Source organism: Mucilaginibacter oryzae, from assembly GCF_003148845.1.
GTDB lineage: Bacteria > Bacteroidota > Bacteroidia > Sphingobacteriales > Sphingobacteriaceae > Mucilaginibacter > Mucilaginibacter oryzae.
This window is the reverse complement of the sequence record NZ_QGHA01000003.1, coordinates 466937-492455: the sequence shown is the minus strand read 5'-3', so window position 1 is coordinate 492455 and position 25519 is coordinate 466937. Positions and strand designations below refer to the sequence as shown.

Below are 25519 nucleotides of genomic sequence, written 5' to 3'. Positions count from 1 at the left end.
GTAAACAACAATGAAACTACAATATAAAACCCCGCTGTATTTAATAATATGCGGTGCCATGCTGGGTATCTCGGCATGTAAAAAAGACCTGTTGAATGTGCAGGCAACGGATAGGATCTCAACCGCTGCAATTGAGGCGGACACAGCCGTATTTGAGGCTTTTGTAACTAATCGTTACATTGGCGAGAGGTTACAGAATAAAGAGGGCGATGGGACTAACCCTGGTTTTGGCCGTGGTTTTGAATACAGCATGTGGAGTTCACTTACTGATGAATCCATTTATAATAACGATGACGATACTTGGTTGGTACAAAGAGGCCAGCTTGCGCCCGAAAACTTAGGCGGCGCTGGTGTTTTATGGGGGCGCAGCTACAGGAGCATCCGTGAGTGTAACTACGCGTTAAGTATTTTGCCAAAAATGCCATTCAGTGCAATCCACAAAGCGCGTTTGGAAGGTGAATTGAAATTTATCAGGGCGTTCCGTTACCAGGATCTGATCCGTAACTATGGTGGCGTGGTATTAATGGGCGATAAAGTGGTTAACCTTACTGATAACCTGCAAGATGCGTCGCTGTTTAAAAGGGCTACTATCAAAGAAAGTATTGACTACGCCGTTGCGCAACTTACTGATGCCGCCTCGAAACTTCCGGTTGATAATGACGAATCGTGGATGTTAGGGCGTGCGACAAAGGGTGCCGCATTGGCTTTGAAGTCAAGGCTAATGCTTTATGCGGCAAGTCCATTATATGCCGCCGGTACGTGGGCTGACGCTGTTACTGCCGCGCAAGCTGTTATCAGCCTTAATAAATACGGTATTTATGCAGGTGGTTATGGTAACCTGTTTTTAAACAACGTTACCAACGAAACCATTTTTGAGCGTTTATATACCAAAAACGATAACCACACCCATCTTGAAATTGCAAATGGGCCTAACGGTTATGGGGGCTGGGCAGGTAATACACCGCTGCAAAACCTGGTTGATGATTATGAAATGGATAACGGTAAACCTATTACCGATCCAACATCCGGATATGATGCTACAAAACCATATGAGCATCGCGACCCAAGGTTTGCCGCTACTATATTATATAACGGCGCTCAATACCGCGAAAGATCTATCGAAGCTTTTATTCCTGGTGGTAGAGACAGCAAAGACGGACCAGACAACTGGAATACTACCAAAACTGGCTATTATCTTAAAAAATTCATGAACGATGGCTACCCACTGCAAAACCCATGGGGTAATGCGGGCTTTCAGCCATGGATCTACTTCCGCTATGCCGAGATCTTGCTGAACTTTGCCGAAGCCGCTAACGAGGCTTACGGTCCGGATGTGATTCCTTCCGGTTCTACCTTATCAGCCCGTACTGCCATTAACCTGATCCGTTCGCGCCCGGGTGTCAATATGCCTCCGTTGGCTGTGGGCATGTCGCAAGCAGATATGCGTAACGCTGTCCGTTATGAACGCCGCGTAGAACTTGCCTTTGAAGAGCACCGTTTTTATGATGTGCGTCGCTGGAAAATTGCCGATGTTACCGAAAACAAGCCGGCTGCAGGTGTAATTATCACCAAAAATGCCGATGGCTCGTTTACCTACACGCCAAAAGTGGCTTTGGATGGCCGCTCATTCAAGCCTCAACATTATTGGCTACCTATACCAAGGGCCGAGATCCAGGCTTCGAATAATCAGCTGCAACAAAATCCAGGCTATTAATAACCGCTTTACAAAAAAGGGGGAGAAAGTTCTTTCTTCCCCTTTTTTCAATCCAATCATCAACCTATGCAAAATATGAAGAACCTGGGTTTATTATTAACGGCGATATGTTGTTTAATGGTCGGCTGTAAAAAGGACAATGTTATAACCACTCAACCGGCGACAACAGGCGAAACCAAACCCGCCGCGGATATTGTCACCACCGATTCCACACCCGCAAGCGCTCTCAAAGGCGTAAACTGGGCGGCAGACGGTGATAATTTTAGTGATGGCATTTTGGTACTGAGTGGATTGGCATCAACAGATAGCTATGCCACCGTATCGAGCAAGGCCGATGCTGTATTAACCGGCATCCAGAATAACACGGGCGCCAATACGTTAAGGTTACCGGTAAATTATTCAACCGTATCTCAAACCTGGTGGAACTCATATACAGGCGTAATTGATAAGGCCCTGAGTAAGGGGATGAATGTAATATTAGGCTACTGGGAAGGTAATTCATCTAAAGATGGTAAGATAGATAACACTACCGAATTCTGGTCGATGTGGCAAACCATCGTAAATAAGTATGGCAGCAACACCCACGTGTACTTTGAAATTTTTAACGAGCCGCATGGCTACACTTTAAGCGAGTGGACAACCATCTGCGCCCAGTGGTTAAGCAATTATCCAACGGTGCCGCAGGGCAGGATCCTCATCAGCGGTACATCTTATTCGCAGGATATTACCGGGGTAGGGGCCGATAGCCGTTTTTCAGGTTGTTTGCTCTCGATACATGATTATACGTTTTTCAGTAACGGCACACTTACAACAGCTCTGCAATGGGAAAACCGTTTTAAAGCAAACATAGGCGCTTACAGCAGCCGCGCGGTATTAACCGAGTTTGGTATCCCGATGACGGGTGGTAAAAATTATACCGGCGCTATCAATGCAGATCAGGAAATAGCCTACCTGCAAGGTTTAACCAACCAGGTTAGGGCTTACACTATGGGGGCAGTTTATTGGCCGGGTATCCGCACCGGCGATAGCTATGCTATACAGCAGTTAAATGGAACAGCCCCTAACTATACGGTATCAACCACCAATGCCTCGGGTTTAAGCCGCATTAAATACGCCTGGGGTGTAGGCGCAGGCGGTACTGATACTTTTTATACCGGAGCTTACTACCGCTTTTTAAACCTGAATAGCGGTCAGGCGCTTGATGTAAACGGAGCATCTACCGCCAACGGTACCGGTATTATACAATGGCCGCAAAACGGCGGCAATAACCAGCAATGGATAATAACTGATAACGGCGGCGGTTATTATAAAATAACCAACCGCAACAGCGGCCAGGCGCTTGATGTGAACATGAGTTCAACAGCTAACGGCGCCGGAATAATACAATACCCCTGGAACGGCGGCAATAACCAGCAATGGCAACTTACCGGCACCGGAACAGGTATTTACAAAGTAATTAACCGCAATAGCGGCAAGGCTTTGGATGTAAACGGGGCTTCAACCGCAAACGGAGCAAACATTATACAATATGCCTATAGCGGGGGTAATAACCAGCAATGGCAAATTGTACAACAGTAATAAACACATAGCAACCTGCTTAGGGCAGGTTGCTATGTTGATTTAACATGATGATATTTAATTCTACCATAAAAAAAATACTTCCGGTTGTTGCCGCGATAGGGTTTAATATACCTTTGGCGTTTAGCCAGGTTAAAGTGGTTACCATCAAAATTGATGTTTCAAAAACCTATCAAACCATTAATAACTTTGCCGCTTCCGATGCATGGTCGTGCCAGTTTGTAGGCAATTGGACTGATGCCAAGCGAAACCAGATTGCCGACTGGCTTTTCAGCAGGGATACTTTTGCAGATGGTTCGCCAAAAGGTATAGGCCTTTCCATGTGGAGGTTCAATATCGGCGCGGGAAGTACGCAGCAGGGCGAAGCAAGCGGCATTAAAGACGAGTGGCGCCGTGCTGAGTCTTTTTTAAACAAGGATGGAAATTACAACTGGCAAAACCAGGCCGGACAGGTTTGGTTTTTAAAAGCAGCGAAGAGGCGGGGGGTAAACCAGTTTTTAGGGTTTAACAACAGCCCGCCGGTACAGTTTACGGTAAATGGTAAAAGCTATGCAACCGGTGGGAAGGTGAACATCGCCCCCGATCAATATGATGCCTACGCTAAGTTTCTGGGCGATGTTGTGAAAGGTGTTGAAAAAACAAGCGGAATCAGGTTTAACTATATCAGCCCGATCAATGAACCGCAATGGGATTGGAGCGACGGAGGCCAGGAAGGCGCTCCTTATAATAATACAGAGATAGCCGGTGTGGTACGCGCTATCAACAAACAATTTACAGCGAATAAAATAAACTCAAAAATATTGGTTGGCGAGGCGGGCAGCATCAACTATCTGTTTACCAAAGGTGATAAGCCAGGAAAAGGCAACCAAATCAGCGACTTTTTTAAACCCGGCTCTGCAAATTACATTGGCAATCTGCCTTCGGTAGCTAAAGCCATTGCCACGCACAGCTATTTTACTACATCGCCAATGGCGTCATCGGTAAAGTTGCGTACCGCGTTGGCTGATAGTATAGCTACTATTAAAGGACTCGAGCTTTGGCAATCGGAGTATTGTATTTTAGGCGATAACGCAGGTGAAATAGATGGCAACAAACGCGATCTGGGAATTGATGCCGCTTTGTATTTGGCCTCGGTTATTCATACCGACCTCGCGGTTGCCAATGCATCCGCATGGCAGTGGTGGACCGCCATTTCAGCCTATGATTATAAAGATGGATTGGTTTATGTGGATAGAAATAAAACCGACGGCAATTTTTACTCCAGCAAAATGCTGTGGGCCCTGGGCAACTACAGCCGTTTTATTAAGCCCGGCGCAATAAGGGTTAACGCCGAAGCTTCATCAACAGCTAAGCCTTTGTTGGTATCGGCTTATAAAAATGATAAAAACCTTGTTTTGGTGGTGGTAAACAACTCTGCAAATGACGTAAGCGCGGATATTAATGCAGGTAGCAATAAACTAAAACTGGTTTCATCCTATCTCACATCACAAAATGCCGAACTAAAAGCAGGCAAGGCATCGGTACAAAAACAAATTATCCCGGCCCGCTCGGTAATCACTTTTACCGGAACTATCAATTAGCACACACTATCGCCAAATGAAAAATAAAAATTACCTGTTTCTGCTTTTTGCTTTCCTTGCGCTGGTTCCGGGTTTGGTAAAAGCCCAGGATATGAACGGCAAAACCTTGTTTAATTCGGCATGGAGTTTTCACAAGGGCAATATTAATAATGAAATCAGCGGACTTACAACCGAAACCGGCTGGCAAACCGTAAACCTGCCGCACGATTGGAGTATTGAAGGCCCTTTTAGCGATGAATGGGCAAGCGCCACAGGCTATCTGCCCGGAGGTATAGGCTGGTATAAAAAAAGCTTTTCAGCCAATAACGCGTGGAGAGGTAAGCAGGTATTTATTTATTTTGATGGGGTATACAAAAACAGCGAGGTATGGCTCAACGGGCATTCGCTCGGCAAACGGCCTAATGGCTTTATCGCTTTTCAATACGAGTTAACCCCTTACCTCAATCTGACAGGAAAAAACACCATCGCTGTAAAAGTTGATCATAGCGAATTTGCCGATTCGAGGTGGTATACAGGCTCGGGTATTTATCGTAATGTATATCTGATTGTTAAAAATTCCGTGCATATCGGTTTGTGGGATGTAGCCTTCGCCACTCCGGAGGTTTCGGTAAAAAATGCTACCGCGAAAGTTATTATAGATGTTACCAATAGCACCGGCACTACCGCCCTGGTATCTGTAAATGTTAGCCTGCTTGACAGGAGCGGTAAAGTTGTGTGCAACGCACAAAAACAGACACAGATCGCACCAGGGAAGCAGCCCGTTGAATTTGAACAGCAAATCCTGTCGCCGCAACTGTGGGATCCTGAAAGCACGAACTTGTATAAACTTAAAGTTGTGCTTAGCAGTAAGGGTAAAAAAATAGATGAAATAACACAACCGGTAGGGATCCGCAGCATCCGTTTTGACAAGGATAAGGGCTTCTTTTTAAATGGAAAAAGCACCAAACTGAAAGGCGTTTGTATTCACGATGATGCGGGTGCATTAGGCGTAGCTGTTCCGGAGGAAGTTTGGGTGCGCAGGCTAAAGATCTTGAAAGACGCGGGCGTAAACTCGCTGAGGTTAAGCCACAACCCGCATGCTGATTATTTATATGATCTGTGTGATAAAATGGGCTTCCTGGTAATGGATGAAGCTTTTGATGAGTGGGAGATAGGCAAAAACAAATGGGTTGCCGGCTGGAATGTGGGTACGCCATCGAAAAACGGCTATCACGAATATTTTAAAGAATGGGCCGACAGGGACGTACACGACATGGTTTTACGCTCGCGCAATCACCCATCCATTATTATGTGGAGCATTGGTAATGAAATTGATTATCCTAATGACCCTTATACGCATGAGGTGTTAAACACAGGCCGCAATCCGCAGATCTACGGGAAAGGCTATTTGCCCGACCACCCCGCGGCAAGTGGCTTAACCCCGATAGCTAAAAGATTGGTTAAAGCTGTAAAGGATATTGACACCACCCGCCCGGTAACTGCCGCGCTGGCCGGTGTAGTCATGTCGAACGAGGTGGGGTATCCCGAAGTATTGGACATCGTAGGATATAACTACCAGGAGTACCGCTACCCTGAAGATCATAAAAAATACCCTAACCGCATTATTTACGGCAGCGAGAACGGCCATCAGCTACAAGCCTGGAACGCCGTGGATAGCAACGAGTATATCTCTGCCCAATACCTGTGGACCGGTATTGATTACCTGGGCGAAGCCGGAAAATGGCCGCAGCGCAGCAACGGCGCAGGCCTGATAGACCTGGCAGGATTTAAAAAGCCCGAGTACTTTTTCAGGCAGAGTTTGTGGGCCGCTAAGCCAATGGTTTACATAGGCGCACGTGCCGTTACCGGTGCCGAAGATCGCGGTATCTGGAGCCACCGCACTGCCGAACCTGTTTGGAACTGGAAGCCGGGCGATAAAATAAAGGTAGACTGCTTTACCAACTGCCAGGAAGCAGAACTGTTTTTGAACGGCAAATCATTAGGAAGGCAAAAATTAAGCGTAGCCCGTAACCGTACCCCGTCATGGCAGGTTGATTATGAACCCGGCGAATTGGTTGTAAAAGCTTACAACAACGGCACCGAGGTATCCATGAACAGCATCAAAACGGCAGGCGAAGCTAATCAACTTAAAGTAGTAGCCGACAATACAACTTTTGGCATCAAGACCAAAGGCCTGAGCCAGGTGGAGGTTTATGTAACCGATAAAGATGGTAACCCGGTATTTAATGCTGATGACGAAGTAACCGTTAACATAACCGGCCCGGCTAAATTATTAGGATTGGAAAGCGGCAGTACCACCAGCCACGAAAACTACCAGGCAAACCGCCGTAAAACCCTGCACGGCCATTTACTGGCTTATATTCAAACCAACGGTACTCCCGGTAAGGTAAACGTTCAATTTAGCGCCGGTAAGCTTAAACCATCAACTGTAACATTAATTGTAAAATAGGCATCGGCATAGTAACACAAAAATTAACACCCTGCATTTTTAATATATGAAGTTTATAAAACTGTTATCCCTCTTCTTTTTTTTGTTGGTAACCGGTAGGATTGCCGCCCAGGATGTGAAACATACCTTCGCGCTAAGTGATACCGCGTTTTTACTGGATGGCAAACCCTTCCAGATTATTTCGGGCGAGATGCATTACACCCGCGTACCGCGCGAGGCCTGGCGCCAGCGTATGAAAATGGCCAAAGCTATGGGCCTTAATACCATTGGTACCTACGTTTTTTGGAACGTGCACGAACCGCAAAAAGGACATTATGATTTTAGCGGTAACCACGATGTTGCCGAGTTTGTAAAAATTGCCAAAGAGGAAGGCCTTTGGGTGATTTTAAGGCCAAGCCCCTACGTGTGCGCCGAATGGGAGTTTGGCGGTTACCCTTACTGGCTCGAAAAGGAAGAAGGCCTGCAGGTACGCAGCAAGGAGCCTAAATACCTTGAAGCGTATCATAAATACATCATGGAGGTGGGCAAGCAACTTGCTCCCTTACAAGTTAACCATGGCGGCAACGTGCTGATGGTGCAGATCGAGAACGAATACGGATCGTACGGTGCAGATAAGGATTACCTTGCCCTGAACCGTAAAATGTTTATTGAAGCAGGTTTTGACGGACAGCTTTATACCTGCGATCCGGAAGCGGCTATTAAAGATGGTCACCTGCCTGGTTTGCTGCCTGCTATTAACGGTGTAGATAACGTGGCCAAAGTGAAAAAGCTTATCGGTGAAAACCATGGCGGCAAAGGCCCCTATTTTATTGCCGAATGGTACCCGGCCTGGTTTGACTGGTGGGGAACCGCTCATCATACTGTTCCTGCCGAAAAGTACGTTGCCCCGCTTGATTCGGTGTTAAGTGCCGGGCTCTCCATCAATATGTACATGTTTCACGGTGGTACCACCCGCGGTTTCATGAACGGCGCAAACTTTAACGATCAAAACCCGTACGAGCCGCAGATTAGTAGCTATGATTATGACGCGCCTTTGGATGAAGCAGGTAATGCTACCGATAAGTATATGAAATTCAGGGAGGTGATCAAGAAGCACCTGCCTGCAGGTGTAACCTTGCCCGAAGTTCCGGCAGCTAAACCTGCTGAGGCTATACCAGCTATCCGTTTTACACAAACCTTCGGTTTGTTTGATCATTTACCCAAAGCAGCATTGCACGCGGCACCACAAACTTTTGAAGATTTGAACCAGGCTTACGGTTTCGCTTTATATCGTACCTCGGTTACCGGGGGCAAAACAGCCATGCTTAAAATAGATGGCCTGCGCGATTACGGGATTATTTACCTGAACGGTAAGCGGGTTGGGATCCTTGACAGGCGCCTGAAACAGGATAGCCTGCAAATTACCCTGCCAAAAGGTAAAGTTAAACTGGAAATTTTGGTAGAAAACCTTGGCCGCATCAATTTTGGCCCATACCTGCTTAAAAACAAAAAAGGCATTACTGGTAAGGTTACTTTGAACGGTACCGAGGTGAAAAACTGGTACAGCTACGGGCTGCCTTTAAATACTTTGAACTTAGCAGGAAAAGGCGTTGAAATATCAGGCGGTAAGCCGGTGATAAAGAAAGCCGTGTTTAGCCTGAAGAAACCTGTTGATACTTACCTGGATCTGAGCAAATGGGGTAAGGGAACCGTTTGGCTAAATGGCCATAACCTGGGCCGGTATTGGAACGTTGGTCCGCAGCAAACAGTTTATGCCCCGGTTGAGTGGTTTAAAGCGGGTAACAATGAAATTGAAGTTTTGGAATTGATTAAAACCGACCAGAATGTTTTGCCAAGCCTGGCTAAGCCGGTTTTGAGCGAGTTGCAGAAGTAAAGGACTGATTTTTGATAATATTTACAGGAGCAAGCTTTAACCGTTTGCTCCTTTTTTGTTAATAAGAGTCGGTGCTCAGGCTAACTTTTTTCCACGCAGGACAGACAGGGATAGAGAAGACTTTCGCGATGCCTACTTTTATCAACCATCACCAAAATTGTTAACCTTGAAACATCGCCTGCTTTTTTCTGCCACCTCCGTGCTTTTTTGCCTGCTTTCGTTAAAATTGTTAGCCCAAAAGCAACCGCACGAAGCGCCTTCCCCCAAAATCGTCAACATAGTTAACTTTATCCGCCTGCTTGAGCCGCGTGATGCTGCCATTACTGAAGATGTATTATACCAAACGGTGGTTAAACAGGTAGAGGTCATGAAAAAATATCACCTCGGCGGTACGTTTTTACTACAGTATGATGCCCTGATCGACCCAAGATATCAGAAACTACTCAAAGCCTTACCCCGTAACTCGTTCGAAATAGGTGCCTGGTGGGAGATCCCGCAGCCTCAGGTAGAAAAAGCCGGACTAAAATGGCGTGGCCGTTATCCCTGGGACTGGCGGGCTAACATCGGTTTCTCAACCGGATACACACCAGGGGAGCGGGAAAAACTAATTGACGTTTACATGGCCGATTTTAAAAAGATTTTCGGCTATTACCCCAAATCAATAGCATCATGGTTTATTGATAGTTACAGTTTGGATTATATGTATCGCAAGTACCACATTGTGGCATCGGCCAATTGTAAAGATCAGTATGGCACCGATGGTTATACCCTTTGGGGCGGTTACTGGAACCAGGCTTATTATCCAAGTAAAATTAACTCATACATGCCCGCTCAACATGCCCAAAACCAAATCCCGGTACCCATTTTCAGGATGCTGGGCAGCGACCCGATCCGCCAGTATGACAATGGTTTGGGTACGGCAAGGCAGGGTGTGGTAACCCTCGAACCTGTTTATAAATTTGGCGGCGGCGATTCAGTCTGGGTTAACTGGTTTTTGAAATCATTTACCGAAGATAAGGCGCTTGGCTTTAATTATACCCAGGCAGGGCAGGAAAACTCCTTTACCTGGGATGCCATGGCCAAAGGTTTCGAAATTCAGATGCCGCTGATTGCCCGCCTGCGCGATGAACAAAAAATAACGTTGGAAACCATGGAGCAATCGGGCTTATGGTTTAAAAAGAAATATAAAGTTACCCCGCCAACATCGTTCACGGTAAGTAAAGATATTGAAGGCAGCGATTTAAAAACAGCCTGGTTCAACAGCCGCTTTTACCGCATCAATATGCTTTGGGAAAACGGCAACCTCCGTATCCGCGATATCCATTTGTTTAATGAAAATTTCCCGTCTGTTTATACCCGGCAGGTGGCTACCTCCAACGAGTGTACATTTTTTACCCTGCCGGTTGTTGATAGCTACATCTGGAGTAAACCTAACGAAATTGGCGGCCTGCGTTTGAAAGCTGTTATAGATGGCAAGGAAGTGTTAGTGCAGGGTGGCAATCCTGTATTCACCAATAAAACGGCTGCTTCTATGCACATATCATGGCCGCTAACATCGGTAAAAGGTACATTGGAAGTTGACATGGACGAGCGGCAAATAAAAATGTGGTTGGTAAGTGACAAGCCTGTTGACTGGTACTTTGATATGGCTACTGCTGCCGGCGTGAAGCTGCCTTATACTAACATCGGCAGGAAACAAATAAAATGTAAATTTGAAGGGATGAGTTATGCTTTTAAAGCGGTAAAAGGTAGTTTCGGTAAGCCGGTTGATGGTATTATATTCAGATTGAAACCGGAGGGGAATGTTGTTTGGTTTGATTGCGCAAGCCCCCTCTAAAACTCCCCCAGTAGGGGAGAGTTTTAGGATATGTTTTTGCTTTTTAAGCCCTCTTTTCCGGGGAGGGTTTGTGAGGGGTTAATGCCCTACACTCACCACCCTCGCCACTTTCCATTGCCCGTCTTTTAACTGCCAGAGATGTACAAACTTCATGGTGCCGGTAATCTTATGCCCGTTTTCGGTATGCGTGAAAATGTGTGTGCCCATTTCAATAGCGCCATAGCCGGGCATAGGGTATACCTCAAGGCTTTCTTTTACCAGGTCGCGGCGTAAATCGGCAGCCTGTTTGTTTTCAAAAATACCTTTAAAGCCCGCCATGGTGGCATCATAACCGGTAACGCCTTTACCATCGTTATAAAATTCAACATCGGGTGTAAAGAGTGTTTTCATTACTTCGAGGTTTCGGCTGTTGAAAGCGTTAAACATCACGCTATCCATATGGGCAATAGTGTTATAAAGCTGAACATCCTTAGGTTTAAAAGCGGCGGTTTGCGCGTCGACTGAGGTTGTAGACAACGTACTAACGCAAATAGCAGTGATTGTTATGGCGAGTATATTTTGGATTAACTTTTTCATGAATTTTTAAATATAACACATTGACGCCCGGCAGTACATACTTGTTACGGGAATAAAGCTAAAATGAAAACGTATTTTGTGTTAATTGAAGCGTATACCGGCCTTGTGGCTAATGCCTGTGCAGTATGAGCGTAAAGCCCGGGCCGCAGGCAACACCCTAATTTAATTGGCTGTTATTGATGGATAGCTTGCGGTTGTTTTTATTTTTGGGGATTGCACCGATTGATTTTTTGATTACACCGATTTTGCCGTAGCGGGTTTAATTTTGCTGATTACTTTGATTTTGTCCGGATTGAGCAAATAGACTTCTGTAAATCCTCAAATTCTGCAAATTCTGATTCAGGCAACTAAACCTTCTTTTCATACTAACGTCAAAAAGCAATCAATCTAACATAATTTAACATTTACCAGGGGTAGCGCTGTAATATTTGGTGTTGCTTTTGCGTAATTTTACTTATTAAATTAATCACAATGAAACAGAACATCATTATTGCGGCCTGCGTACTTGTGTGCAGCTTATTTAGCGGCATAGTGAAAGCTCAGCAGCAAACCGCCTTATTGCCCGATCAAAACCCACGATATGCCGAAAGCCAGGCTAAATATGCGCGCGTAGCCGATACGTTAAACAGTTTACATGGTGTTACCATTCAAAATACCTATAAAGCTTATGATTGGTATGAGGCCCGTCAGGAACGCCGCCGCCAAAACCGCCAATGGCGCCATGAGGAACGCATGAATGGTTATTACGATTATTCGCCATCATGGGGCCTGTATGGTGGTTATTCATACTCGCCGTTTTTAAACTACGGCTGGGGTAACCGCTGGGGTGGTTACGGTCGCTGGGGCTGGGGTAACCGCGCCAGTATAGGTATCGGCTTTGGCTGGTAACAATTGCGCCAATACACAATCTAACATATCATAATTTACAACATATACTACAAATGAAATTTAACAGGATCATAGCAGTTGCTGCCATCGCGTTTTCAGGAATATTAATTAACTCGTGCTCCCGCCAGGTTACCCGCGTAAGTACCGATGAAACTATAGATGTAAGCGGCAACTGGAACAACAGCGACGCCCGTATGGCTGCCGACGAACTGACAGGCAAAATTTTAGGTGCTAACTGGATAGACACGCACATGAACGAACACCAGGGTAAACGCCCGGTGGTGATTGTTGGCTTTGTTCAAAACAAGAGCCACGAACATATTGATGCCGAAACCTTCCTTACTGATATTGAAAGTTCGTTCATCCAATCGCAAAAAGTACGTTTAGTACAAGGCGGCAAAAAGCGCGAAGAACTACGTGCCGAAAAGGCAGATCAGCAGACCAACGCCACCGTATCCAGCATGAAAAAATTCGGTATGGAAAATGGTGCCGATTATATTTTGCAAGGCTCAATCAACTCCATTGTTGATGCGCATAAACGTCAAAAAGTGGTTTACTACCAGGTAAACCTTGAGCTTACCAATATCCAAACCAACGAGGTAGTTTGGATTGGCGAAAAGAAAATTGCCAAATACGTTAAAAATTAATACCACATATCAGTTATATCGCCCCGAACACGGTTTACCTGCGTTCGGGGCTGTTTGCATCATATAATGATCAATTTACGTACGCATATATGCCGGGTATTTGCTTTTGCCGGGCTGATGCTTTGGTTATCGGGCTGTGCCACCTATAACCAGAGTGTAGCGCCTTATTATAAAAGCGTATCTGCCGGTAATTATACCCAGGCCGAAAAGGACCTTGATGGTAACAGCCTGATTAAGAAGCCGCGCAACAAGCTGTTATACCTGATGGAAAAGGGGCGCATCTGCCATTTGAAAGGCGAGTACGATAACAGCAACAAATATTTTAACGAGGCAGATCAATTATTGGATCAGGGCCTCGGCGGAGCCTCAGATGCGGCGGTTGGTGTATTGCTTAACTCCGCATCGCAAACTTATAAAGGTGAGGATTTTGAAAAATTCATGATCCATTACTACAAGGCCCTCAATTACATTTACCTGAACCAAACCGACGAGGCCATTGTGGAAGCCCGCCGCATTACGCTGCAGGCACAGGAACAGGGCGATAAGTTTAACAATAAAGATAACCGTTATACCAACGACGCTTTTTCACTGATGTTGCAGGGTATGCTTTATGAGGCTAATAATGATGTTAACAATGCTTTTATTTCTTATCGTAACGCCGCCGAAATTTATTTGAAAAGCCCCGATAAAACTTATTACGGCACCACCATACCCGCGGGTTTGGAGCAGGATGTGATCCGCACGGCTAAGCTGAACGGCTTTACAACCGAAGCCGACGAGTTTGAAAAAACATTCGGCATTAATTACCAGCCCGCCAAGCCATCGGAAGGGGGGGAACTCATATTTTTTTGGGAAAACGGCCTCGCACCGGTTAAAACGCAGGTTAACATGTTTTTTAGTTTGATAAGAAACAGCAATGGCGATTTGTTTTTTTCGGATGCCGCAGGCGGTATTGTTGTGCCGTTTAACTACACCGGCGATAGGGGTAAGGTAAATACTAAATCGGTTGAAAGCTTAAATGTAGCCTACCCTAAATACGTTGCGCAAACGCCTTATTATACAAGCGCTTCGATCACCAGCAACGGTCGGGAAGCCTTTTTAACCAAGGCCGAGGATATTAATGAACTGGCATTCAAAACCCTTCAGCAAAGGGCGTTAAAAGAAATGGGTGGCATTTTGTCGCGGTTAGCTGTTAAAAAAATGGCTGAGTATTCGGTGCGGGCGGCTGCCAAAAGCGATGGTAAAACCAATGGCTGGCTGGAGGGATTGGGTTATGGCATCCAACTGTACAGCCTGCTATCCGAAAAAGCCGATACCCGTAACTGGCAAAGTTTGCCGGCCTATATATCTTATACCCGTATCCCGCTGCAAAAAGGTGATAATAAGATCAGTATCACGCTGAAGAATGCACAAGGCGGAGTTGAAACTAAAACTATCAATGTGCAGGGCACTGGAAGGTTACAGTTTTATAACTACGCCACGCTCAGGTAATATCAATAATTTGTATCAATAAAAAGCCGCCGGTGTACATAACATCGGCGGCTTTTCGTTGTAAATGGTAAAGAGTTGGATCACAGTTTCAAACACCAACAGGCGCATGGGAGCTGTTATTCTTCAATTATTTTGTTCCGGAAGGCACAGCTAACTGCTCGCCATCCTTAACAGGCACCCCAAAATTGGGCGAACCATCCTTATTCCAGGTAAACTTTTGTGCTCGGGGCGAGCGTTTATTGCCGCAACCCTCGTTAGGGTTTGAATTAGCATGGTAAACAATCCAGTCTTCCTTCTCATCCGGCGATTTAAAGAACGCGTTATGGCCGGGTGCGTAAACGCTGTTTTGCGGTGATTGCTTAAATACCGGCTGAGCTGATTTTTGCCACGAAGCGGGATTTAGCAGATCGCTGTTTTTATCAGCAGTAAGCATTCCTAATGCATAAAAATCTGTCCAGCAGCCGCTTGCCGAATAAGTAAGGAAGAGCTTGTGGCCATGTTTCAAAATTTCGGGCCCTTCATTTACGCTTACGTGCGTCAGCTTACCATCATGAAGATTGCCATTGGTTTCCCAATCGTAAGTGGGGCTTGATATTTTAACCCGTTCGCTGCCAATGGTCAAAGCATCCTTCATTTTAGCTATATAAATATTTTGCTGCCCGTTATGGTCGCCTTCCCAACCCGACCAGATCATGTACCAGCTGCCCTTGTTTTCAAACACCGAGGCATCGATAGCCCATTTATCGGTGCTATCGGTTATTTTGCCCTTAAACTCCCAGGTGCCTTGCGTTGGGTCGGCCGAGGAATTTTCGATCACATAAATGCGGTGATTGTTATTATCGCCGTTATCGGCAGCGAAATAAACATACCATTTTCCTTTTACAAAATGTAGTTCGGGCGCCCAAAGCTCTTTTGAATAAGGGGTGCCCTGAGGCGGCGACCAAACGGCCGTTTTGGGCGCTGTACCTAAAGCCGTTACATCTTTGGTTTTCCAGATCACGATATTGCCGCCTGTTGTGTTGGTATAGTAGTAAAATCCGTCCTTATAAGTAACCCACGGATCGGCCCCGGAAGGCATTAAGGGGTTAGTAAAAGTTTTACCTGCGTTTTGCGCAGTGGCGGCTTTTGAAAATAAAAGCAGCAGCAGGCAGGCGTTAAATAGTTTTTTCATAGCGCTGAAAGGTTTTAGCTTGGTTTATAACAGCGCTAAAAGTGGGCAAAAGATTTTATAAAAACAACAAACGTAAATAATACAGTTAATGCCGGTAGTTCAGTAATAATCCGTAAGCGCTTTATCATTAAAACGGATTACACTCAATAAAAAGCCGTAAATCAGCATAAAATGTTCCAGCAGAAGTCAGGTCGACAGCCTCTGCGGCTGCGATGAGGCCCTGATAAATACTTCGGTGGGTAACACCATTGTTTCAAATTCGGTAACGGGATATCTGCTTTCAATAACACTGATCAGCATCTCGGTGGCCTTTTTTCCCATTTCAAAACCCGGTTGGTAAACCGAACTTAAAGGCGGGTTTAATACTTCGGCCAGTTGGGTATTAGTGAAACCTAACAGGGCGATATCTCCCGGTATTTTTAAACCCAACTTATGCAGTAAGGATAGTGTAGTTGTGGTGATCCTGTCGGATGCTGTGAAAATAGCGTGAGGCCGGTTATCATGATGAAATAACTCGCCGAGGGCATTTTCAATTTCGGCAGAGTCTTTGCCGCCGTGCAAACAATATTTGATCAGGCTTTCATCAATGTCGATATGATGCTGCTGCAGGGCGGCCCGGTACCCCTTTAAGCGCTCGGCCGTGATAGATGCGTTTACCGAACTGGTAATGTGTGCTATTTTTCGGTAGCCGGCCTTGATAAGCTGGGTTGTGGCATTGTACGCCCCGGCATAATTATCGGCCACTACTTTATTCGTATTGATCTCATCGCTTACCCTGTCAAAAAAAACAATAGGAAGGCCTTTGCTGTGCAAGTATTTAAGATAGTCTACATTATTGGTTTCGGTTGATAAGGAGATCAGCAAACCATCGATAGAACGGAAGGTGAGGTGGCGTACGTTCTGCATTTCCAATTCATACGATTCGTGCGTTTGGGTGATGATCACGTTATACCCCCTGCTATGCGCAACCGACTCAATACCGTTAATTACCTGCGAAAAAAACTGGTTATCAATGGTTGATACTACAACCCCGATGGATTTGCTGTTGCCCTGCTTCAGGCTTTGCGCGTTAAGATTAGGCTGATAGTTAAGTCTTTGAGCGCATGCTATTACAAGCGCTTTTGTTTTTTCGCCAATTTCGTGACTATCTTTTAATGCCTTTGACACAGCCGAAGGTGAAATGCCCAGCTCCTTAGCAATATCCTTTATAGTAACCCCACCAAAATTCATATCTACCCTTACTTATCTTATTTTGTAACCGGTTATTATACCGGATAGTAAACATAAGAAAAATAGAGGCTATACAACTGATAAAATTAAGCGGTAACCCGCGACTTTTGCTCCAAACGCTATTTACCGAAAACCACTTTGCCTCCGGCTATGGTCATTGCAACTTTAATATCGTAAATCTTTTCCGCATCAATTGTTGTCGGGTCGCTCTCCAATACAACCAGGTCGGCCAGCTGTCCGGCCAGCAACCTGCCTTTTTTCTGTTCTTCAAAAGTGGCGTAAGCGCCGCCGTAAGTATAGGCCTTTATGGCTTCCTCAGCATCAATACGCTGGTTAACGCCTATCACTATGCCGCCGTCTTTGGTTTTACGGTTAACCGCGCTGCCCAAACGTATCATGGCCGGATAAGGCGATATCGGTGCATCCGAGTGCAACGCGTAAATGATACCCATATCGGTTGCGGTTTTGGTTGGGTGCAGCATGCTCATCCGTTTTTCGCCGTAAACCTGCATTTTATCGCCGAGCTCGTACATGTAGCAGTGAAATACAGGTACAATACCATCTACCTTGATCTTATACAAAATATCCTGGTTGGTAATGCTGCAATGCTCAATCCGGTGCCGGGCTGCGCCCCGGGGATAAGCTTTTTGCGCTTTTTCGATGGCCGAGATCACCATGTCTATCTCCCTGTCGCCGTTGGAGTGGCAGGCAATCTGCAAACCGGCCTTATGGATAGCCAAAAATAAACTGTCCAGCGAGGCCTGGCTGCGGGCAGGTGCAATACCGTAGTAATCTTTTTTACCCGTAGCGGGATTGATCATATCGTAAGGCTCGTATAACCAGCAGGTTTTACCGCTCAGGGAATTGCCATGAACTACCTTTACACCTTCAATCCGCAAGTGATCGGTATTGCTGCGTTTTATCTTTCCGCTGATGAGGTCGGCGGCGTAAGGCGTGCCCATCAGTACGTTGAAACGCATTGGGAAGCCTTCGGCAACCAGTTTACGGTATATCACCACTTTTTCAGGTGTTGTCCAGGCATCGCCGATGCTGGTTACGCCGCTTGCAAGTACTTTATTAAAATACAACCGATAGCCTTCCATTTCCTCATCCGCTGTAGGTTGCGGTGGGTATTCAATTAGTTTTGATTTGCGGAGATATGAAGCTGCCACCTCCTTACAGATCCCATCCGGGCGTTTGCTGTTAGGGTAACGCTCAAAGGCGCCGCCTGCCGGATCGGCAGTATTCTCATCGATGCCGTTCATGTCCATCAGCATAGAGTTGGCAGCCGAAAGATGACCGCTTACATGCGAAATAATGATAGGGTGATCGGTAGATGCTTTATCCAGGCTGTCGCGGATGGGCTGGCCACCCAGCCTGGTTTCGTTATAACCAACTCCCCTTATCAGCATGCCTTTGGGCGTAATGGCTGCTTTCTTTTTCAGCAAGGCTATTAAATTTTTCATGGACTTTACGGTATCCAGTTCGATGGTGGCATAAAGCTTATCAAAAGTATACAGCGGTGCCGGGTGCTGGTGAACATCGTTAAAACCCGGTATCACGGTTTTGCCTTTTAAATCAATAACCTTTGTTTGTTTGCCAATGTATTTGCTGATGGCTTTGACCGGGCCTTCGGCAATGATCTTATCGCCGCTTATGGCAATGGCTTGCGCCCTGTCGCCTTTTTGTTTCAGGGTGATGATATTACCATTGGTTAAAACCAGGTCGGCCTTTTGGGCGAGGGTGTTAAAACCGGTTAGCAGAAGAATGAAAATGCAAAAATATTTCATGATAAATGTTTTATAATCAGATAAAAAGCATAGGGATAGCCTCGATGGTAAACTGCTCGGGGTCAAATACCAGCACCCCGTTGTTAAAACTGCTGCGGGCCACACAAGGGCCATACAACCACTGCAACTGATCTGTTAAGCGATATTTGCCAAAGGGATTGCGTTCGATATGCTCATCGTTGCAAATGCTAACGCCCTCAAAGTGCATATGACCGCTAAAACCGGTACGGCAGCCATTTTGCTCAATAAATTCTAAATGTTCATGATAGGCTTCGGCAACCTGCGGGAAGCTGGCTTTAACGCCGTGCAGATCGGGATAGGCAAAATGCGAGAATAAAACTTTATGGCCATTAAAATCGCGCACAACAAAATCCGGAACAGATTCCAGCCAGGCCTTATCTTCCCTGGTCATGAGGGCGTTGAGCTGCACTTCTTCAAATAAAAGCACCCGGCCATCGCTCCATTTTTTACGTTCAAAAAAATCAAGTTCATACCAGTTTTCAGGGAAACCCAGGCCCCCGTCATATTTAGGGAGCTTTTTTACCTGGTACAGGTCATTATTACCAATCACTACGGTGCTGCAATTGGCGCGGATCATGGCAATGCACTCGTGTGCGCTTCGGGTATCCAGGTAGTAATAAGTGTTTACCCGGTACCCTACAATATCGCCCAGGCAAATCACCTCGGTGCAGCCCGCTTTTTCCAACACATCAAAGGCTTTTTGCAGCGCTGTAATATCTTCGTGGATATCGCCTATAATACCTATTTTCATTTTTTAAGATTAAAATTGATGAACTGGATAATCATCCTTCTTCATAAAATCGGCCAGGTGGTGGTACCTCCGCAAACCGGTAAGCGCTATATGGAAGTAGTTTTCTTCAAGGGCCAAACCCTCATTAATCTCACTGATTACCGTGGCTAAATGTTCCTTCTGGTTTTTATTGAGGCTTTGTTCGATATAGGTTAGGGTGATGTGACCGATAAAGGGGCGGGTCATCTTAACATCAAGCTGGGCCAGTTGCTCATCAGCATAAAACGCCGAACGGAAATTAACGATCCGGCTGTAATCAGCCTCATCTTCAAAAACGCCTAAAATACCTATAGCTGTACCAAATATGCTTAAGCCTACCATCTTCATCCTGATAATTGATTCGCCTCCGGTTGAAGGGATGCGGTTAAAAGCATTGGCTACCATAGCCGGGTAAGTTTCTTCAAGCCCTACGTGCAGAATATGTTGTTTAAACCTATCGGCAGAGAGGGTGTTGGCTACCGTTTGATGAAAACTTTGGGGCGGGAGCTGGTAAAAAGCGCTACGGGGCGACAGGTTTAAGCTTAACTCCTGCTGTATGGCAATGAGGCGGGCGGTAAGCGGTTCGTTGCCGGGGTTTTCATTCAGCATGGATACAACGGCAAAGCCTTCGTATTCCAACGGTTGCCAGTCCGGGTTCTTGTATATAAAATTACCTGCGGGCCGGGCATTCCAGGCCCGTTCCCTGTTTTTCTCTGCCGAAATTTCGCCAAGCTGCCTTTGATTATAAGCTTCAAAGGAAAGATCCATGGTGTTTATTGCCTGCTTATAGTTCATTGGTTAGTGATAAATTATTATCCGGTTGATGGTCCTTATGATAATTTATTTTGTTGCTGGCCTGTGCCACGATATGGCCGCGTACAATGGTGTGCGTTACCATCGGGATGCCATCGGGTAGTTTTACCAAAACCAGGTCGGCATCCTTGCCGGTTTCAATACTGCCGGTATGGCTGCTTATTCCCACGGCTTTAGCCGGGTTAAGTGTGGCCATTTTTACAGCCTCGGGTAAGGGCAATCCCTCTTCCTGATATAATTTAAATATAGCATGAATAATTGCCGGCGGATAATAATCAGAGCAGAGCGAATCAACCGCGCCCTGTAGAACCGCGTCCTTCATATTCAGGTTACCGGATAACGAGCCCCCCCTTAAAATATTTGAGGCGCCGCCAACCACATGCATGCCTAAGTTAACAGCATGTTTCGCGGTTTGCATGGTGATGGGAAACTCGCAGATCTCAACACCCAGGCCGCGCATGTATTCCACTTTTTTTACGCTGTCATCATCGTGCGATGCCACAGGGATGTGCAGCTGCTGTGCATGTTTAATCAAGGTTTCCAGTTTTTCGCCCCGTATAACGGGCATAGCCAGTTTATCAATAAAAGCCTGTTCAGCTTCTTCGGCCGTTTTACCCATTTTCTTGTAGTAGTCTATAAAATAGCCCTTACTGATCTGCCCCTGGCCGGGGGTATGGTCCATTACCGATAATAGCTGTACATAACCTTTATCCATCAGGTCAAAGCAGGTTTGATAGGCTTTTACACCCGATAATTCGAACCTTAAATGGATCTTATTATTCAACAGCGTACTGCCTTTCGCGGCACGGTGAACCGTTTCAAAAACCTCATCGCGGGTGTATTTGCTGCTGGCGTTCAGCTCGGCCATATCGTAACCTAAATGCATGGAATGGTACACGGTTGTAAAACCACAGCCGCTCATTTTGCGCTCCAATTCGCGAAAGGCCACATTTATCGGGATATCAGCCCCGGTGCGGGGTACAATCTCGGCGTCCATGGCATCGGTATGGATATCGATAATGCCGGGCATCAGGATGGCGCCTTCGGCATCGATATTATATTCCGCCAGTTGCTCATCAATTTGCCCGGCTATATGGGTAATAATGCCATGCTCAACCAGTACGGATGTGTTTTCAAGTACTTCGGATGGTGTTACCACCCTGGCGTTACTGATAATGAATGATCTCATTTTTAAAATATCTTTTAATCGTACTTTTCTTTTGTGGGGATATTTTCACCGTTCCCTCAGGGTCTCTCTCAGAGGACCCTGAGGCTCTGCGCTATGCAAGTCGCAAGCCTTGTGCTCCACACAATTGCCGTAGCTTCATTTTTATAAACTGGAACCTCAGGGTCCTCTGAGAGAGACCCTGAGGAGACTTTAATCAATTTGTTTATTTGTAGAGACGCATTACATGTGTCTCCCATAGTATCTTGGAGACGCATGTAATGCGTCTCTACATTAAATCATTCAACAATCTCCACCTCATTGATCCTGCCAAACTGCAGATCAATCCTCCTGTCACACAGCCTGTCCAAAGCATATTCATCGTGCGAAATGCACAACACCGATGTGCCGTTTCGCTTCAGGCTTAATATCATATCAATCACTACATCTTTGGTGCGGGCATCCAGCGAGGCTGTAGGCTCATCTATCAGCAAAAACCTTGGTGAAGCGATGATGGAGCGGGCCACATTAACGCGCTGCTGCTCGCCGCCGCTGAAGGTTACCGGGAAGGCATCAAACAGTTCGCCGGGGAGCGCCAGTTGTTCCAGCATCTGTTTAGCTTTGGCGCGGGCTGCCTCTTTATCCTTTTCTATCCTGAACAGGTTTTCGCAAACCACGTCGACGGCGGTTACGCGGGGGATCACGCTTAAAAACTGTGAGCAGTAGTTGATCTCATTTTTACGAAGTTCGATGATGCGATGGTCATCGGCTTTTACCAGGTCGAGATAGCCATCTTTCGAACCGTAAATGATCTCGCCCGATGAGGCCAGGTAGGTGCGGTAAATGCATTTCATCAAACTTGATTTACCCGAGCCCGATTTACCGGTAAGCCCGATGATCTCTCCCTCCTTCATCGTAAAGTTGATATCGGCAAGGGCCTCAAGCTTTTTGTTGTTGAGGATATGCAGTTTGAATACCTTGCTCAGGTTGTTAACTTCTAATATGTTCATTATTATTTTATCAGCCTGTATGTTTGGTTTATAACAATGAGCTCACCAGCAATTGTGAATATTCATGCTGCGGATCCTGTAAAATCTGGTCGGTAAGGCCGCTCTCTACAATCCGTCCGTTCTTCATTACCATCACCCTGTCGGTCAGCATCCTGATCACCGAAAGATCATGCGATACTACGATCATGGCGATGCCGAGGGTAGTTTGCAGTTCGCGGATCAGGTCGAGCACTTTGGCTTGTACAGATACATCAAGCCCGGTAGTTACCTCGTCCAAAAACAACAAAGGAGGGTTATTGGCTATGGCTTTAGAGATTTGTACCCTTTGCTGCATACCACCGCTGAAAGTACCGGGCCGGTGATCCATACGCTGCACCGGCACTTCGGTTTTGGTGAGCAGGTCTGCCGCCCTTGCGCGGATACTGCCAACATTCATTTGCCCGGCCATGATTAGTTTTTCGGCAATGTTGCCGCCCGATGAGAAGCCGAAGTTTAGCCCGTCGCGCGGGTTTTGATAAACCATGCCCATCAGGTTGTTGCGGATATAGCGCTTGCGCTGGTTCGATTCCTGCAGTATATCAATCAACCCGTTGTTATATGGCTTAAGCCATGCCGAGCCAAAAGTTTTTTCAAAATCAAAGTACAGCATTTTAACTACCGTGCTTTTGCCCGATCCGCTTTCGCCAACGATGCCCAGCACCTCGCCAGGGTACAGATCAAAGCTGATATCGGCACAGGCCACAATACTCTCGGTTTCAGGGCAGATGTTGGAGCCAAACTCCGGACCGGTTTGCGCCAGTGTCCTTTCGTTCGGTTCGCCGTATATTTTAGTCAGGTTGCGCACCCGCAGCAACCAGTTATCCTGGTTAAAGGTCATATGCTTGCAGTTGATCTATGTATTTATTGCTGTATTGCCGGGTTTCCTGCCTTTCCATCTTCTTATCCAGGAAATTGCTGTCGCTTATTACAAATTTGCGCCCGCCATCGTCTGCGTAGATCTCATCCAAAAACGCTTTTTTATAACCCGTTTTATAACACCCGCTGTTACTGAAATCCTCTATTTCAAAGTTCACATCCTCAAACTCCAACGGCTCCACATCAGTGTAAGGTGGCACGGCGTAAAGTCGCTTCTCTCTGCCAGCTCCAAATAAAAACAACGTTTTAGCCTGGTTCAGGTTAGGGATATCCCAACGGGGAATCGGCGAAGGCGACATCACATACCTGCCGTTTACCATAACCGGGTAACCCGCCCCCTCCATAATAGCTCCATGGCGCACGTACGATTCATAAAGTGAAACGTACATTTTTGCATAATCTGCCTCGGCATGCATTTGCAGGGTTTTATACTCATACCGCTCCACCATACGTAAGGGCTCGGGCAGGGGCACCTGGAAAACGATGATCTGTTTTTCCGTCAATTCTTCCTCTGTAATACGGTGGCGGGTTTGGATCAGGGTGGCTTCGGTAGTATCAAATGTTGTTTTGCAGCCGGTCATCCTGTTTACAAACTCGCGCAGGTTGCAGGCATTAACGCTGGCATCGCTGCCCTGGTCAATTATTTTAAACACATCTTCGCGGCCTATAACAGCCAGTGTAATGTGCAATCCCCCTGTTCCCCACCCGCGCGAAATAGGCATTTCGGGCGATGAATATGGCACCTGGTGACCGGGGATGGCTACGGCCTTCAGCAGTTTGCGCCGAATCTCCTTTTTGGTGGCCTCATCAATAAAGGCAAAATTGTATTTGTTGGTGTACTTGGTGTTTTCAATCATGGTGGTGTGCTTTAAACTGATTGCATCTGGATCAATTGCTGTTCAAGCTCTTTGCCTGCCTGGCTGTTCCGTTCAATCGCGGCGCGGGTATTGCTCAGGCTCGACTGAAAAGTAACGTAATGCGGCAGTTTAAGGTGGTTGGTAAAACCCATGGCCTCAACGCCTTCGGTATGGTATAGTACAAATTCCTGGTCGTTTGCCGGGGCCCCGTTTTCGGGCCGACGCATAGTGGTATCCAGCGTACTCATGCATATCGCCTTGGTTTCATTGTGGCCAAAGCACAATCCGTAGCCAATGGTGAAGTATGGCGGAGCACCTTCTTTGGCGGCCTTGCTGCCGGTGATCATCTCGTTTTCGGTCACTTCAATTTTGCCAATATAGCGTTTGCGGCCGCCGGCATCCTGCACATGTACGGGCACATTGCCGTAACGCAGTTCGCCAACGGTTGGGTGTACGCTGCCAAAGCCGCGCTGACTGCTATAACCGAGGGCCATCAGTCCGCCTGTTTCGGCGCGCGCCATCATTTGTAACCTTGCCGAGCGCGGAGCCGGAAATTTGATCGCTTCGCGGGTGATATCGACCAGGCGGCGATCTTCGGTTTCGTCGGGCGGGGCCAATAAACCTTCCTGCTGAAGTAAGTCGATCACTTTGCCGAAAGTGCTGATGCCTTCCATTTTTTCAGGATCAACCTTAGCGCCGAAGCTATTTAAAAAGGCATCGATGTCGATAGATGTCTCCGTAGCTTTGGCCGTATCAAGGGTACGCTGGGTATAATCGCGGGTTGGCCCGAGGATTTGCCCGCCGGGAATTTCGCGGAATGATGCCGAAATTTTGCGTTTCACAAACATTTCGCGGGTATTGATCACGTATGAGTAATAATTGCGTTGCAGCGTGGTGCGGAAAGCCCTCAAAATAAACGCGGCCTCGTACACATCACCCTCTGCCTGCTTCAAGGCTATGGCCGCGTATTCGGGCGCGTAAATACCGCCCTCGCCCATTACCTTATCAATAGCCAGGCGCATCTGCGCGCGGATTTGTTGAATATCTATCGGGGGTGTATCGCCTTTTATACGGTAAAACTCTGCCAGTTCGCTTGCATTGTGAATGGCTTCGGTGCCGCCCTTTACTGCTACGTATCCCATGTT

General features: G+C 46.5%; 20 protein-coding genes. 9 read left to right on the top strand and 11 right to left on the bottom strand.

Going from position 1 to position 25519, the window contains the following annotated elements:
* Positions 1-10: 10 nt before the first annotated feature.
* The 6 genes from LX99_RS11235 (at position 11) to LX99_RS11210 (ending at position 11031) form a co-directional block, all read left to right on the top strand.
* Entirely contained in the window at positions 11-1714 is a 1704-nt protein-coding gene (locus tag LX99_RS11235; RefSeq protein WP_022832177.1) for a RagB/SusD family nutrient uptake outer membrane protein, read from the top strand.
* Positions 1715-1780: 66 nt separating this feature from the next.
* Positions 1781-3292: an RICIN domain-containing protein gene (locus LX99_RS11230; protein WP_109607958.1), complete on the top strand. Its 1512-nt coding sequence runs from the start codon at positions 1781-1783 to the stop codon at positions 3290-3292.
* Between the two features lie 47 nt (positions 3293-3339).
* Positions 3340-4872 (top strand): glycoside hydrolase, encoded by a 1533-nt coding sequence (locus LX99_RS11225; RefSeq protein WP_109607957.1) that lies wholly within the window; start codon positions 3340-3342, stop codon positions 4870-4872.
* A gap of 16 nt (positions 4873-4888) precedes the next feature.
* Positions 4889-7321, top strand: coding sequence for a glycoside hydrolase family 2 TIM barrel-domain containing protein (locus tag LX99_RS11220; RefSeq protein WP_109607956.1), 2433 nt, complete (start codon positions 4889-4891; stop codon positions 7319-7321).
* Between the two features lie 46 nt (positions 7322-7367).
* Entirely contained in the window at positions 7368-9194 is a 1827-nt protein-coding gene (locus LX99_RS11215; protein WP_109607955.1) for a glycoside hydrolase family 35 protein, read from the top strand.
* 166 nt (positions 9195-9360) lie between these two features.
* Positions 9361-11031: a hypothetical protein gene (locus LX99_RS11210; protein WP_109608078.1), complete on the top strand. Its 1671-nt coding sequence runs from the start codon at positions 9361-9363 to the stop codon at positions 11029-11031.
* A 78-nt stretch (positions 11032-11109) separates the two neighbouring features.
* On the opposite strand, the gene LX99_RS11205 is transcribed toward LX99_RS11210, so the two are convergent.
* Positions 11110-11607 (bottom strand): nuclear transport factor 2 family protein, encoded by a 498-nt coding sequence (locus tag LX99_RS11205; RefSeq protein ID WP_109607954.1) that lies wholly within the window; start codon positions 11605-11607, stop codon positions 11110-11112.
* 471 nt (positions 11608-12078) lie between these two features.
* On the opposite strand from LX99_RS11205, the gene LX99_RS11200 reads away from it, so the two are divergent.
* From LX99_RS11200 to LX99_RS11190, 3 genes are all read left to right on the top strand, one after another.
* Complete coding sequence (locus LX99_RS11200) at positions 12079-12495, top strand: hypothetical protein (RefSeq protein WP_022833225.1); 417 nt, start codon at positions 12079-12081, stop codon at positions 12493-12495.
* Between the two features lie 53 nt (positions 12496-12548).
* Positions 12549-13142 (top strand): penicillin-binding protein activator LpoB, encoded by a 594-nt coding sequence (locus LX99_RS11195; RefSeq protein ID WP_022833224.1) that lies wholly within the window; start codon positions 12549-12551, stop codon positions 13140-13142.
* 66 nt (positions 13143-13208) lie between these two features.
* A complete protein-coding gene (locus LX99_RS11190) occupies positions 13209-14633 on the top strand; it encodes a COG3014 family protein (protein WP_109607953.1) in 1425 nt (474 codons plus the stop codon).
* 127 nt (positions 14634-14760) lie between these two features.
* Here the strand turns inward: LX99_RS11190 and LX99_RS11185 are convergent, their stop codons facing one another.
* From LX99_RS11185 to LX99_RS11135, 10 genes are all read right to left on the bottom strand, one after another.
* Positions 14761-15804 (bottom strand): glycoside hydrolase family 43 protein, encoded by a 1044-nt coding sequence (locus LX99_RS11185; RefSeq protein ID WP_109607952.1) that lies wholly within the window; start codon positions 15802-15804, stop codon positions 14761-14763.
* A 186-nt stretch (positions 15805-15990) separates the two neighbouring features.
* The gene (locus tag LX99_RS11180; RefSeq protein ID WP_109607951.1) at positions 15991-17034 is read right to left on the bottom strand and encodes a LacI family DNA-binding transcriptional regulator; all 1044 of its coding nucleotides are present in this window, start codon (positions 17032-17034) and stop codon (positions 15991-15993) included.
* Between the two features lie 119 nt (positions 17035-17153).
* Entirely contained in the window at positions 17154-18824 is a 1671-nt protein-coding gene (locus LX99_RS11175; protein ID WP_170122672.1) for an amidohydrolase, read from the bottom strand.
* Positions 18825-18840: 16 nt separating this feature from the next.
* Complete coding sequence (locus tag LX99_RS11170; RefSeq protein ID WP_109607949.1) at positions 18841-19596, bottom strand: metallophosphoesterase; 756 nt, start codon at positions 19594-19596, stop codon at positions 18841-18843.
* A gap of 9 nt (positions 19597-19605) precedes the next feature.
* Complete coding sequence (locus LX99_RS11165) at positions 19606-20409, bottom strand: hypothetical protein (protein ID WP_109607948.1); 804 nt, start codon at positions 20407-20409, stop codon at positions 19606-19608.
* Entirely contained in the window at positions 20399-21616 is a 1218-nt protein-coding gene (locus LX99_RS11160) for an alpha-D-ribose 1-methylphosphonate 5-triphosphate diphosphatase (RefSeq protein ID WP_109607947.1), read from the bottom strand. The genes LX99_RS11165 and LX99_RS11160 overlap by 11 nt, the downstream gene beginning before the upstream one ends.
* Before the next feature lie 275 nt (positions 21617-21891).
* Positions 21892-22602, bottom strand: a complete 711-nt coding sequence (locus LX99_RS11150) for a phosphonate C-P lyase system protein PhnL (protein WP_211319005.1) — start codon at positions 22600-22602, stop codon at positions 21892-21894.
* 28 nt (positions 22603-22630) lie between these two features.
* A complete protein-coding gene (locus LX99_RS11145; protein WP_109607944.1) occupies positions 22631-23479 on the bottom strand; it encodes an ATP-binding cassette domain-containing protein in 849 nt (282 codons plus the stop codon).
* A complete protein-coding gene (locus LX99_RS11140; protein WP_109607943.1) occupies positions 23469-24374 on the bottom strand; it encodes an alpha-D-ribose 1-methylphosphonate 5-phosphate C-P-lyase PhnJ in 906 nt (301 codons plus the stop codon). Before LX99_RS11140 ends, LX99_RS11145 begins: the two co-directional genes overlap by 11 nt.
* A gap of 11 nt (positions 24375-24385) precedes the next feature.
* Positions 24386-25516, bottom strand: a complete 1131-nt coding sequence (locus LX99_RS11135) for a carbon-phosphorus lyase complex subunit PhnI (RefSeq protein WP_109607942.1) — start codon at positions 25514-25516, stop codon at positions 24386-24388.
* Positions 25517-25519 lie beyond the last annotated feature (3 nt).